Origin of the sequence: Amycolatopsis sp. NPDC089917 (assembly GCF_040684635.1) — a bacterium.
Lineage (GTDB): Bacteria > Actinomycetota > Actinomycetes > Mycobacteriales > Pseudonocardiaceae > Amycolatopsis.
In genome coordinates this window covers 262,506-275,213 of sequence record NZ_JBFBGL010000001.1, presented here as the reverse complement: position 1 = coordinate 275,213, position 12,708 = coordinate 262,506, and the positions used below count along the sequence as shown (strand labels likewise).

The window sequence follows — 12,708 nt, the reverse complement described above, 5'->3', positions numbered from 1 at the left end:
AAGCGTGTGCGACTCGGGCTCACGGCACCGAGGAGAGGATCCAAAGCACATGATGATGAAGAAATTCGGTACAGTGGCCGCGGCGACCGCCGCAGCCGCGGCGTTGTCGCTCGGGACGGCGGCTCCCGCGATGGCCTGGTTGCATCCCGGCGAGTCCACGCAACATCCGTCCGACGGCGGCACTTGGCGGTACGGTTTCTGGAACGCTCACGTCCGGTCGTACTACCTTCACCCGTCCAGATGTCACGGGTCGACCGTCGAGTACAACGGTTCGCGGGTGAGAAGCATCGACACGGCGGGCGGCTCGACGTCGATCGCCGAGAAGTTCGCGCTCAACACCCCGGGTGCGTCCGATCGCTACTGGTACCGCACCTGCTGACGAAGTCGTCGGCGAGCCGGAGACGGCGGCACCGCCGTCTCCGGCTCTCGTACCTCGTTCCCGCGGAGAAAGAAGCATGACGCAGCGTGTCGTTCTGGGAGCATCGGCGGTACTTTTCTGCCTGCTCGCCCTGATGACCCACCTCATGGTCGACATCCACGACCGCGCGTTCCCCGTGGGGTTGAACCCGTCGAGTCTGGTGAACCTCGATTTCAGTGAAGCCACGCTCAAGGACGATGCCGCCACGAGCGCGCTGCGGTCGTGGGATTCGCGAGCGGGGCTCGGTCTGCTGAAGGAGACGGCGGACCTCGACGGTGATCTGCGGGGCAAGGTCTTCATCGCGTTGAACGACTCCTCGACGCTGCCCGCCGTGGTCGAGTGGTACGGCGACGAGCCGGGCGCGAAGGTCGTCGAATCAGCCGCGCTCGACCACGTATTGCCGAGCGGCACCTACCTGGTGACGGGCCGGACGGACCAGCTGTCCGAGGTCATCGACGACCTCCGCGGGCACCAGGTCTCGGTCACCCGGACCGATCCGACCCTCTTCGAGGACCTGTCAGGGCTGTATTTCCTGCAGAGTCTCACCATCGCGCTCGTCACCGGTTGCGTCTTGCTGGTCACCTTGGTGCTGTACTGGTTCGCCGCGAAATCCCGTGGCCGGGCGTTGCGAGTGCTGACCGGGACGCCGATCGCGCGCATCCAGCTCGTAGACGTCACGCGGTTCCTCTTCCTGCTCACGCTGGCGTGGGCGGCCACGACGGCCACCGCGGTCCTGGTGGTCGGACTGTGGAAGGGGTGGAGCTACACGGGCTTGTTCGCCTCGAGAATGGGCGCGCTCGGCGCGATGGTCTTGCTGCTGGTGATCGTGGCCGCAGGGGTGATCAGCGCGATGTCGGCACCGTCGCCGGAATCGATCGCGCGGCGCAAGCCGGCGTCACTGGGCGTCCGGCGGGCCGCGGGCGGGATCAAAGTGATCGCGTTCGGGTTCGCGCTGCTCGCGATCGGGCCTGCTTGGGCGGGCATCGCGACCGCGAACGAAAGTGCCGCGGAGCTCGGCCAGTGGGACAAACTGGCGAATCAGGTCAGAACGACGTTCCAGGGCACCAGCGAAGACGACTTTCAGCGTCTCATGCCCCCGTTCGGCGCCGTGGTGCGCACCGCCGCATCGTCGAACACCGCCGCGTTGTCCTACCTCACCACCGATCAGCCGGGAGTTCCCGATGCGACCCAGTGGGCGGCGGCACTCGGCCGCTGGTCGAGTTTCGCACTGGTGAATCAGCGCTGGCTGGACCTCATGCGGCCGGAGGGCGGGAAGGTTCCGCTGACGGAGGTGCCCGCGGCAGCGGTGCCCCCGCGGTTCCTGGCCGCGCTGACACTTCAAGTCGAGGTATGGAAACGGTCGCCGGAACCGGCATCGACGGTCATGGACGGGTTTCGCTATCTGACGCCGGACGGCGGTCCGGTCCCGTTCGCGGCTCCCGGCGGTGAGCTCGAATTCCACGACGACACTCTCGTCATCGTGGTACCCGATCTGTGGAAGACGTTCAACGACAGCTTCCTGGTGAGTACTGCGTCCTCCGGGAACCTGCTCTTCACCGGGCTCGGTCCCACGCAGGAACTGATCGCGGCACAGCACATCGACAAGGAGATCAAGGTGCGGTACGCCGCCGCGGACGGAATCCTGCGTGCCCAGTTCGCGGCCTACGACGCGTGGCTCGGCGTGGTGTCCGTGATCGGCCTCGCGGTCGCGCTGATGGTGGCGGCCGCGATCAGCGCTTATCTTTCGGCGTTGCTCGAAGCCAGGAACGATTTCGCGCGAAGGCTCGCCGGCTACGCGTGGCCGAAGGTACTCGCCAGACGGCTCGTTCCCGAGATCGTCACCGGCACGATCCTGGCGGTGCTGATCGCGCTGGTGCAGGCGGAACACGCGCCTGTCGTGCTCGTGGCCACTGTGCTGCTGCTCGGATCGGCGCCGGTGGCCCATGTTTTCGCGGCCCGGCGGGCCTTCGCCGACGTCAGCGCGCGACGCTTGTGAAAGGAGACCGATGAAGATCGACGCGGTGAACGTGGGTGTGCGGATCGACGGCCGCCAGATCGTGGCGGACGAATCGCTGAGCTGTGCCCCGGGCACCATGACGGCGCTGGTCGGGCCGAGCGGGTGCGGGAAGACCACGCTGCTGCACTGCCTCGGGCTGCTGCACCACCCCGACAGCGGGCAGGTGTTCGTCGACGGGACGAGCACCGGATCGTGGAAGGCCAAGCACATTCGCCGCTTTTGGGCGCGGAGCGCGGCTTTCGTGATCCAGGACTACGGAATCGTCGACGACGAATCGGTCGCCTACAACGTCGCGATGTCGGCGGGCGTCTTCTCGAATCGGGTTCAGGCCGACCAGCGCCGCTTGTCGGCCGCGCTCGACCGAACAGGGCTGGCTGGCCGCGGTGACGATCGTGCTTCCCATCTGAGTGGCGGTGAAAAGCAGCGCCTCGCCATCGCCCGTGCCATTTACAAGGACGCCGCGGTGATCTTCGTGGACGAACCCACCGCGTCACTGGACAGCGTCAATCGCTCCCTGGTCGTCGAATTGTTTCTCGACCGCGCGGAGGCGGGCTGCACCGTGATCGTCGCGACGCACGACGACGAAATGATGCGTGCCTGCGGAACACTGCACGCGGTGAATACCGCTCATAGTCCCACTACCGACGTTATGGCGGATTGAGTGAAGAACAAACCAGCCTTGCTCATCGTCGCCGCGGTGGCCCTGGTATGCGCCATCGCCGCGATCACGTTTGTGGTCACCGGCTTTCCCCAAAGCCTTTTCGGGGGCGGCAAGTACGCGATCCCGCCATGCGAGCAACTGCCGAGCAGAGCGGCCGTGACCCAGGCGATCGCCCGGAACGCGAAGCTGACCGACCAGCTCACCCGTGCCGGAAGCGGCGTCCGGATCGACGCGGGCAGCCCCTGCTCGGGTCAGGACAAGTCGATCGTGACCGTGCACGTGACGTCTGACGCCGAAGAGAACGCGGTCAACGACATTCTTGGCAAGAGCGAGGGTTTCGGGGTTCCGGCGACGATCGAAAAGTCCTAGCGGTCTGGCCGCTGCGCGGCAGCGTTCCGGCTTGGATACTCGACACCCTCCAGGAACGCCGTGGACGCTCGTAACGGATAGGTAACGCCCGTCAAATCTTGGCAACTCCGTGCGGTTCGCGGCGATCTTCCGGATGAAGATCAAACTTCTGACTGGAGGGACCCATGGGGTTGAGGTTTCGAGCACGGCTTGCGAGAGCGGCGGTCGTCGGCGTGGTCATCGCCGGAGGAGGGATCGTGGCGTCGTCGCCGGTCCTTGCCCAGGAGCGAGCTGAGGATCAGTGCGCCTGGACGCCGTCGTATCTCCCGCTGCCCGCGGGTGTGACGAGCGGTTCGGTGAGCGCCGCGGGCTCGAACGGCTACTTGGCAGGCCAGGCGCCTGACGGAAGGTTGCTGCTCTGGCACAACGGCCAACCCGTCGCCGTGAACGCTCCGGTCAGCACGTCCATCAGCGTTTCCGGGGTCAATGGCAGCGGCGAGATCGTCGGGTACGACGGGCGTTCAAGCTCGGCTTTCGTGTACCGCGACGGTTCGTTCCAGACGCTTCCCACCCCTGCCGGGACCGTCGTGTCCGCCAAGGCCATCAACGACTCGGGTGACGTCGTCGGTAGCGCCTACGCCTTTCCGGATCCCTATCGCAGCGTCGTGTGGAAGCGGAACCAGCCGGGCACCTACCAGATCGTCGCCGACGATGTGGCGATCGGCATCGACAACGCGGGCAACGTCGTGACCGAGAAGGGTTCGGTGTGGTCGCCGGACGGCACCACCCGCCCGCTCGCCGGTTCGCCCAACCTCCAGGTCCGGGTCTTCCAGGGTGGTTACGCGCTCGGCCAGGCGTTCGGGGACTACGCCGGCCTGCACAAGTGGGACACCACGGGGACCTTGGTACATCGGTACGAGGCTCAGGATCGCCCCAGCCCGAGGAGCGTCAACTCCCACGGGCTCATGGTCGCCTCGTACACCCCGGTCGGTGGCACCGAGCGGGAGCTGGGTGTGTGGCGCGGCGTCACGTTCGCCGGCAACATCACCGCCGAGTACGGGGTTCGAGTCGTGACGGAGACCGACGAGCTCGCCGGGCAGCGCGCTTCGGCGGACGGTCAGACCTCGCTGCCGGCCACTTGGAAATGCTCCTGACGAGCCAGGTTCGCGAGGAATCTCATGATGCTGGGGCTGGGGAGAGCACCGGCCCCAGCCCCGGGCACCTCAGCAGAGCTCACTGAAGATCCGCGGCGAGGACTCCCGCCAGGTCCGCCGGAGACGGGTAAGCGAAGACGAGGGCGACCGAAACCTCGATGCCCAAGGTGTCCTGCAGGCCCGCGGTGATCTGGAAGGCCGCCAGCGAGTCCCCATTGGACTCGAAGAAGTCGCTGTCGGCGTCCAAGGTGTCGTCGCCGAGGGACTCGCGGTACAGCGACACGATCAGCTCGGGGAGGTCGCGGGTCGTGGTCATCGTGATCCGTTCTCGTCGGTACTGGTCAGTACGGCTCGGTCGATCTTGCCGCTGTGGGTGGTCGGTACCCGGGTGATGCGGACGAACCGGCGCGGCATCATGTGCGGCGGCAGGGTTTCGGCCAGGTGCGCGCGCAGGGCGGCGTCCGCGACGTCGGCCAGTTCGCCCACGACATGTGCGCTGAGAGAGATCCGGCCCCGTTCGTCCCTGTCCGCGGTGAGGACCGCGCCGGTCACGGCCGGATGGGTCAGCAGCGCGCCTTCGATCTCGGCGGGATCGACGCGATGGCCGCGGATCTTGAGCTGACGGTCCATCCGCCCCAGGTACACCAGGGTTCCGTCGGCGAGCCGCCGGGCCAGGTCCCCGGTTCGGTACAGCCGCGCTCCTGGTGGGCCGAACGGATCCGGGACGAACCGCTCGGCGGTCAACGCGGGACGTCCGCCGTAGCCGCGGGCGACGCCGACACCACCGATGTGGACCTCGCCGGTGGCCCCGTCGGGGACCGGCCGGTGATCCGGACCGAGCAGCCACACCGACACGCCGTCGATCGGCGCGCCGATCAGGTCGGCCGTCGTCACCGGTTCGGACGGTACCGGGTATCGGGTCGAGGTCATGGTGCATTCGGTCGGGCCGTACTGGTTGACCAGCCTGCCCGGCACCAGCCGCCTGCCGCCCGAGGTCAGGAACGGCAACAGCGACTCCCCGCTCGACACGACCAGCTCGACCGTCCGCAGCGCAGCCGTGGCGGCCTCGTGTCCGGTCAGGAAACCGAGGAAGGTCGGCGTCACGCTGAGCAGGGTGGTGACACCGAAAGCGCGCACGGTATCGGCGAACTCGGCCGGGCGCAGCAGCCTGGCGCGGGGAACCAGGACCACGCAGCCACCGGCGACGAGCGGAGCGAACACGTCGCGGATCGACGCGTCGTAGCCGATCGGGGCCACCTGCGCGGCGACCGTGCCCGGCCCCAGCCCGTTGTCCGTGCCGATGGCGCGCAGGTAGGACCGCAGACCGCAGTGTTCGATCAGCACGGCGTTCGGCGTGCCCGTCGACCCGGACGTGTGGCTGACGTAGGCGAGCGTGCGTGGCGTGACCTCGGGCAAACGCGTCACCGCAGCGGGCGGCGCCGGACGGTCGATCAGGACGACCGGACCGGTCAGGGGCAACGCGAGCCGTTCGGCGAGCGCCGTCGTCGTCACCAGCATCCACGCGCCGCCGGTGCGGCACATGGCTTCGAGCCGTGCGTGCGGGAGACCGGGGTCGAGGGCGAGGAACGCGCCGCCCGCCCGCGCCACGGCGGCCATCGCGATCACAGCGTCCACACCCTGGTCGACGGCGATGGCGCAGACCCGTTCCGCCTCCAGCCCGCGGCCCGCCAGAGTCCGGGCGAGCCGCTCGATCCGGTCGGTCAGCTCCCCGTAGCTCAGCCCGCCGTCCGGGGTTCGGATCGCGGGCGCCCCGGCAGGATGGGCGAAAAGGTCGTCGACGAAGGTCATGTCGGCTCGCCGGCCAGCAATTCCGCCACCTCGGCGTCGGAGAGTCCGGCGATCTCGTCTTCGAGCGCCTGGGTCACCGCCGTGGCCAACGCGGCGACCGTGGTGGCCTCGAACAGGCGGCGCAGCGGAAGCTCCACGGCGAACGCGCTCCGCAACTCGGCGAGAACCCGCGTGGCCAGCAGAGAATGCCCGCCCAGCGCGAAGAAATCGTCGGTCACCCCGATCCGGTCCACCCCGAGCACCTCACGCCAGATGTCGGCGATGAGCTGCTCGGCCGGGCCACTGGGCGCCTCGGCCGGTCCGGTGCCGGACGCGGTCAGCTCCGCCGCGGGCAAGGCCTTCCGGTCGACCTTCCCGCTCGCCGTCAGCGGCAGGGCGGACAGTTTCGCCCAGCGTGCTGGGACCATGTACTCCGGCAGCAGCGCGCGCAGGTGTTCGCGCAGCGTGTCCGCCTCCGGCTCACCGACCACGTAGGCCGCCAGCAGTGGGTCACCAGACGGGTCCGCCGCGATGACCACCACGGCCGCGTCCACGCCGGGATGCCGCAGCAGGGCCGCATCGACCTCCCCGAGTTCGATGCGCAAGCCTCGGATCTTGACCTGGTGGTCGATGCGCCCGAGGAACTCGATCGTCCCGTCCGGACGGTGCCGCACCAGATCTCCTGTGCGGTAGAGCCGTCCTCCCGGCGGGCCGAACGGATCCGGCACGAACCGCTCGGCGGTGCGGGCGGCGTCGTGGTGGTAGCCGCGGGCCAGCCGGACCCCGCCGAGGCACAACTCGCCCGGTACCCCGGTCGGAACCAGGCGGAGTTCGGTGTCCACGACGTAGGCACGGGTGCCCGCGACCGTCCGGCCGAGCGGCATGGCCGCGCCCGCGGGCTGGCCGCCGAGGTCGCCCGTCACCGGGTGCAGCAGCGAGCAGACGGTCGCCTCCGTCGGTCCGTAGCTGCACAGGAACCGTCCGGGCAGGCCGGATTCCGCCCACTTCCGGGCGTCGTCCACCGTGACCACGTCGGCGCCGACGTTCATCAAGCGCAGGCTGGCCAGCAGATCCGGGCCGTAACGCATCGCCTCGCGGTAGTAGGCGGGAGTGGTGTCGATGATCGTCACGCCGTACTCGGCGAGCCTGGCGGGCAGTTCGGCCGGGGCCCAGAACATCGGGTCGCTCACCACGATCGTCGCACCGGCGAGCAGGGTCGCGCCGATCTGGTCCATGGACACGTCGAAGGTGAGCGCTGACAGCAGAACCACCCGGTCGTCGGAGCCGATCGTGTAGGCGTCCGCGATCACGCGGCAGTGATGGGCGTAGGACCGGTGTTCGGTCATGACGCCCTTGGGCCGCCCTGTCGAGCCGGAGGTGTAGATGATGTACGCCAGTGAGCGCGGATCCGGCCGGGGTCCCAGATCCGCGGCGTCACCGTCGGACCACTCGACGCCGTCGACGGCCAGTACGTCGCGGTCGCCGAAACGCCCGGCGAACTCCCGCGTGGTCACCACGAGCCGCGCGCCGGCGTCGGTGAGCATGAAGTCCAGCCGTTCCGCGGGGTGCCTCGGATCGAACGGGGCGTACACGCCGCCCGATTTGAGCACGCCCAGCAGGACGACCACCGCGTCGAGCGAACGCTCCAGGCAGACCCCGACGACGGTTTCCGGTCCGGCCCCCTGCGACCGCAGCAGCCGCGCGAACCGGTTGGCCCGTGCGTTCAGCTCGGCATAGCTCAGCTGCTGGTCGCCGAAGACCACCGCCACGGCGTCGGGACGGCGTGCCGCCTGCCTCTCTACCAGTTCGGGTACGCACAAGGGATGTTCACCGACCGGGTCCAGAGTGGACAGTCGCCGGTGATCCGGATCGGCCCAGTCGTGCAGCAGACGACGGCGTTCGTCGTCGCCGATGACGTCGAGCTCGGCCAGTTCGCAGTCCGGAGCGGAGCCGATGTCGGCCAGCAGGCGCAGGTAGTGCCCGGCCATCCGCTCGATGGTCGAGCGGTCGAACAGGCTGGTCGCGTACTCGAAGACACAACGCAGTTCGCCGCCGTCGCGTTGCTGGACGGACACGGTGAGGTCGAACTTGGCGACCGAGGCGCCCGCCGGGATCGGCCGGACGGTGGTGCCGCACAAGGTGTCCGGCCGGTTCTCCAGGTTCTCCAGCTCGAACATGATCTGGAACAGCGGGTTGCGGGACAGGTCCCGATCCGGCTGCAGCGCGTCGACGAGATGCTCGAACGGCAGGTCCTGGTGGGCGAACGCGTCGGTGCAGTCGCGCCGCACCTGATCGAGCAGCTCGGTGAAGGTCGGCGAGCCCGACAGATCGGCCCGCAGTACCAGGGTGTTGGTGAAGAGACCCAGCAGTTCTTCGGTCTCCTGCCGGGTCCGGCCGGCCACCGGCGTGCCGACCGAGACGTCCGTGCGTCCGGTGTAGCGCCCGAGCAGCACGTGGAACGCGGCCAGCATGGTCATGAACGGTGTCGCGCCCTGCCGGGCGGCCAGCTCGGTCACCGCACGGGCGACCGGGATCGGGACGGTGACCGAAACGGTGTCCCCGCGCGGGTCGCGCTGTGCCGGACGCGGCCGGTCGGTGGTCAGCTCGACCGGGGTGAGCCCGGCGAGCCTGCCCCGCCAGTACCGGAGCTGGCCTGCCATGTCCTCGGCGGACCGCTCGGATCGCTGCCACGCGGCGAAGTCCGCGTACTGGACGGGCAGCGGCTCGGCGTGGATCTCGTTCAGGTCGCGGAACAGGACGGCCATCGACCAGGCGTCGAAGGCGATGTGGTGCAGGGTCAGCGCGACCAGGTGCTCGTCTTCGCCCACCCGGATCACGGTGACGCGCAGCGGATGTTCGCGTTCGAGGTCGAACGGACGGTTCGACACCTGGCGTAGCAGCTCGTGGGCCGTCGAGGGCTCGCCGGTCAGGTCGACGAGACGGAACGCGACCGGCCCCGGCGGGTCGACGATCTGCGCGGGTTCACCGTCCTGGTCGACGTAACGGGTGCGCAGCACCTCGTGCCGGGCGGCGAGGCGGTCCAGCGCCTGCTGGAACGTCGTGACGGAAAGCGGGCCGGACAGCCGCAGCGCCAACGGGATGAGGTACTCGACGCTGCCCGGATCGAGCTGGTCGAGGAACCACATCCGCTGCTGCGCGAACGACAACGGCAGGCCGTGGTCAGGCGGGACCGGCTGGATCGCCGAGGCGGCGCCGGTGGCGCTCGCGTCGAGCCGGGCGGCGAGGCGTTCGACGGTCCGGTCGTCGAACAGTTCGCCGACCGTCAGCTCGGCGCCGAACTCGCGCCGGAGTTTCAGCACGAGCCGGATGGCGAGGAGCGAATGGCCGCCGAGGGCGAAGAAGTCGGCTCGGACCCCGACGTGCTCGACGCCGAGCAGCTCGGCCATGGTCGCGGCGACGAACTCCTCCGTCGGCGTGCCCGGAGCCGTGTGATCGTCCGAAGTGGGCTCGGGGGCGCCGTCCGGTGCGGGCAGGGCGGCGCGGTCGAGTTTGCCGTTGGGACCGAGCGGGAGCGCGTCCAGGGCGTGGACGGCCGGAGGGATCATGGGCGAGGGCAGCCGGGCGGCCAGGTGTTCGCGCAGATCAGCGGGCAATGCACCGTCGGCGGGTACCGCGTAGGCGACGAGAGTGCTGTCCCCGGCCGGTGTCCGTTGGGGGACGACGGCGGCCGCCGAGACGCCCGGATGCGCGCACAACGCGGCCTCGATCTCGGCGGGCTCGATCCGCACGCCGTTGATCTTGACCTGATCGTCGACGCGGCCGACGAACTCCAGCACCCCGTCCCGCCGCCAGCGCACCAGATCGCCGGTGCGGTACCAGCGTTCGCCGGGAACCGAGGGATAGGGATGCGGGGTGAACTGCCGGGCCGTCTGCTGTGGACGATCGACGTAACCGCGGGCGAGGCCGGCTCCGCTGACGCACAGTTCGCCCGGCACGCCGATCGGCACGAGCCGGTCCGAGGCGTCCACGACGAACACCCGTGTCCCGGACAAGGGCGTGCCGATGGGCACGGTGCCGTCCTGGTCGTCGCGCCGGTACCGCCACGCGGTCACGTCGATGGCGCATTCCGTCGGGCCGTAGGTGTTCTCGACCGCCACGTCGAGCAGGCCGGTCAGACGACGGCACAGGGACACCGGCAGTGCCTCGCCCGCCGAGCAGATCAGGCGCAGCGACGCGCACTCGGCGAAGGCGGGCTCGTCGAGCAGCAGCCGCAGGACCGACGGGACGAGTTGCAGGACCGTGGCGCCGTGCCGGACGATCGCCCCGGCCATCGCGGCGGGATCGCGGTGGGCGCCGGGCGGCGCCATGACCAGGGTGGCACCGGCGGCGAACGGCGTCAGCAGCTCCCACAGCGAGGCGTCGAAGCCGGTCGTCGTCTTCTGCAGGACCCGGTCCGCGGCGGTGAGCTGGGTGCGGACCGACCACAGGACCCGGTTGCGGATGCCGTCGTGGGTGACGGCGACTCCCTTGGGCCTGCCTGTCGAACCCGACGTGTGCACGACGTAGGCGATCTGCGCGCCGTGGACGGCCGGCCGCTCGGTCAGAGCGTGACCGGCGATGGCGTCCCGATGCTCGTCGAGATCGATCCGGCCGAGGGTGTCGGGCAAGGTTATGTCCACTGTGGACCGCGACAGCACCAGCGTGGCGCCGGTGTCGGCGACGACCTGGCGGAGGCGTTCGGCCGGATGATCGGGCGGCAGGGGGACATAGGTGCCGCCGGCGGTGAGGATCGCCAGCAGCGCGACGACCAGGTCTGCGCCGCGGTCCAGCGCGACGCCGACGGGGGTCTCCGTGCCGACGCCCCGCTGGCGCAGGTATCCGGCCAAGGCGCTGACCCGCTCAGCGAGTTCGCCGTAGCTCACTTCGTCCACGTCGGACACGACGGCCACCGACTCCGGGGATCGTGCCGCCTGGTCGAAGAACAGCTCCGGCAAGGACTGCCCGGCCGCCACGGCCGTGGCCGTGCCGAAGGAACGCAGCCGGTCCTGTTCGGGCTCGGCGACCAGTTCGAGCAGCGGCGCCGGGCTTTCCGGGGCGGCGGTGATCTCTTCGAGCAGCCGCAGGTAGTTGGCGGCCATCCGGTCGATCCGGTCGCGGTCGAACAGGCTCTTCGGATGGATGAGCTGGCCTTGCACCGAGCCGTCGGTGAACTGCGCCAGGTGCAGCGACAGGTCGAAAGCCGAGGCGGCCCACAGCGGCGGGCACAGCGAGACGTCGAGGCCGGGCAGCCGATACGGCTGACGACGCGCGTCGTACCAGGCGATACCGGCCTGGAAGACCGGATTCCGGGACGGGTCGCGCTCCGGCTCCAGCCGGGCGATGACCTGGTCGAACGGCACGTCCTGGTGCGCGTACGCCTCGAGGGCGGTCTTCCTCGCCTGTCCCAGCAGGTCTGCGAAGGACGGTTCACCGGACAGGTCGCCCCGCAGCACCAGCGTGTTGAGGAACATCCCGATCAGGGACAGCTCGTCCGGGCGCCTGGTGGAGACGGAGACCCCCACCGCGATGTCGTCCTGACCCGAATAACGAGCGAGCAGGAGCTGGTACGCGGCGAGGTACACCATGAACGGCGTCGCGCGGTGTGCGCGGCCGAGTTCTCGCAGCCTCCCGGCCAGGTCCGGCGGCACGATGAAGTCGACGCTGTCGCCCTCGGCCTCCCACCGAGCAGGCCTGGGCCGGTCGGCGGGAAGTTCGAGCGGTGCGAGTCCGGCGAGCCGGCCCGTCCAGTACGTGAGACCGCCGTCGTCGGCCTTCCGCTCGCGGCGGTTCAGCGCGTCGTGGTGCTGAAGACCCGGTTCCGGCAGCTCCGCCGCCCCGTAGAACGCGTCGAGTTCCCTGGCCAGCACGCTCCAGGACAGTCCGTCGAAGGCGATGTGGTGCACGGCGATCAGCAGGATCGCCTCGTCTTCGGCCTGCCGGACCAGCGTGACCCGCCACGGCGGTTCGGTGCGCAGGTCGATCGGGGTGCGCAGATCACGCAGCCGGATCTCCCGCAGGCTCGCTTCCCGCTCGGCGGGCGGAAGGCCCGTGAGGTCCACACTGGACGGTTCGACCGGCGCCGGATCCATGACGATCCGCACCGCGGTGCCGTTCACCGTGTCGAACCGGGACCGCAGCACCGCGTGCCGGGCCGCGATCTCCGTCAACGCAGCCGTCAGGGCCCCGACGTCGAGGTCACCGCGCAGCCGCAAGGTCGCGGACAGCAGATGCTCGATGGCCGCGCCGGAACGCAGCTGGTCGATGAACCACAGCTGTTCCTGCGCCGACGACAACGGGTGGACGTCACCGCTTGCCACGATGG

Annotated in this window: 8 protein-coding genes; 5 read left to right on the top strand and 3 right to left on the bottom strand. The window is 69.6% G+C overall.

The features are described 5' to 3' along the window. Positions 1-49 precede the first annotated feature (49 nt). The 5 genes from AB0N89_RS01380 to AB0N89_RS01360 all read left to right on the top strand — a co-directional run bounded on the left by AB0N89_RS01380 (position 50) and on the right by AB0N89_RS01360 (position 4,598). Positions 50-379: a lactococcin 972 family bacteriocin gene (locus AB0N89_RS01380; protein ID WP_364198971.1), complete on the top strand. Its 330-nt coding sequence runs from the start codon at positions 50-52 to the stop codon at positions 377-379. Between the two features lie 76 nt (positions 380-455). Further along, a complete protein-coding gene (locus AB0N89_RS01375) occupies positions 456-2,414 on the top strand; it encodes a hypothetical protein (RefSeq protein WP_364198969.1) in 1,959 nt (652 codons plus the stop codon). Between the two features lie 10 nt (positions 2,415-2,424). Further along, positions 2,425-3,096: an ATP-binding cassette domain-containing protein gene (locus AB0N89_RS01370; RefSeq protein ID WP_364198968.1), complete on the top strand. Its 672-nt coding sequence runs from the start codon at positions 2,425-2,427 to the stop codon at positions 3,094-3,096. A gap of 18 nt (positions 3,097-3,114) precedes the next feature. Further along, the gene (locus AB0N89_RS01365; protein ID WP_364198966.1) at positions 3,115-3,465 is read left to right on the top strand and encodes a hypothetical protein; all 351 of its coding nucleotides are present in this window, start codon (positions 3,115-3,117) and stop codon (positions 3,463-3,465) included. Positions 3,466-3,701: 236 nt separating this feature from the next. Beyond that, the gene (locus AB0N89_RS01360; RefSeq protein WP_364198964.1) at positions 3,702-4,598 is read left to right on the top strand and encodes a hypothetical protein; all 897 of its coding nucleotides are present in this window, start codon (positions 3,702-3,704) and stop codon (positions 4,596-4,598) included. Positions 4,599-4,677: 79 nt separating this feature from the next. Here AB0N89_RS01360 and AB0N89_RS01355 read toward each other — a convergent pair whose 3' ends face one another. From AB0N89_RS01355 to AB0N89_RS01345, 3 genes are read right to left on the bottom strand one after another with little or no spacing between them, the layout of a single operon-like run. After that, positions 4,678-4,914 carry a phosphopantetheine-binding protein gene (locus AB0N89_RS01355; protein ID WP_364198963.1) on the bottom strand — a complete coding sequence of 79 codons (237 nt, stop codon included), beginning with the start codon at positions 4,912-4,914 and terminating at the stop codon, positions 4,678-4,680. Then, positions 4,911-6,407, bottom strand: a complete 1,497-nt coding sequence (locus tag AB0N89_RS01350; RefSeq protein WP_364198961.1) for an amino acid adenylation domain-containing protein — start codon at positions 6,405-6,407, stop codon at positions 4,911-4,913. The genes AB0N89_RS01355 and AB0N89_RS01350 overlap by 4 nt, the downstream gene beginning before the upstream one ends. Continuing rightward, entirely contained in the window at positions 6,404-12,703 is a 6,300-nt protein-coding gene (locus tag AB0N89_RS01345; RefSeq protein ID WP_364198959.1) for an amino acid adenylation domain-containing protein, read from the bottom strand. Before AB0N89_RS01345 ends, AB0N89_RS01350 begins: the two co-directional genes overlap by 4 nt. Between the last annotated feature and the right edge of the window lie 5 nt (positions 12,704-12,708).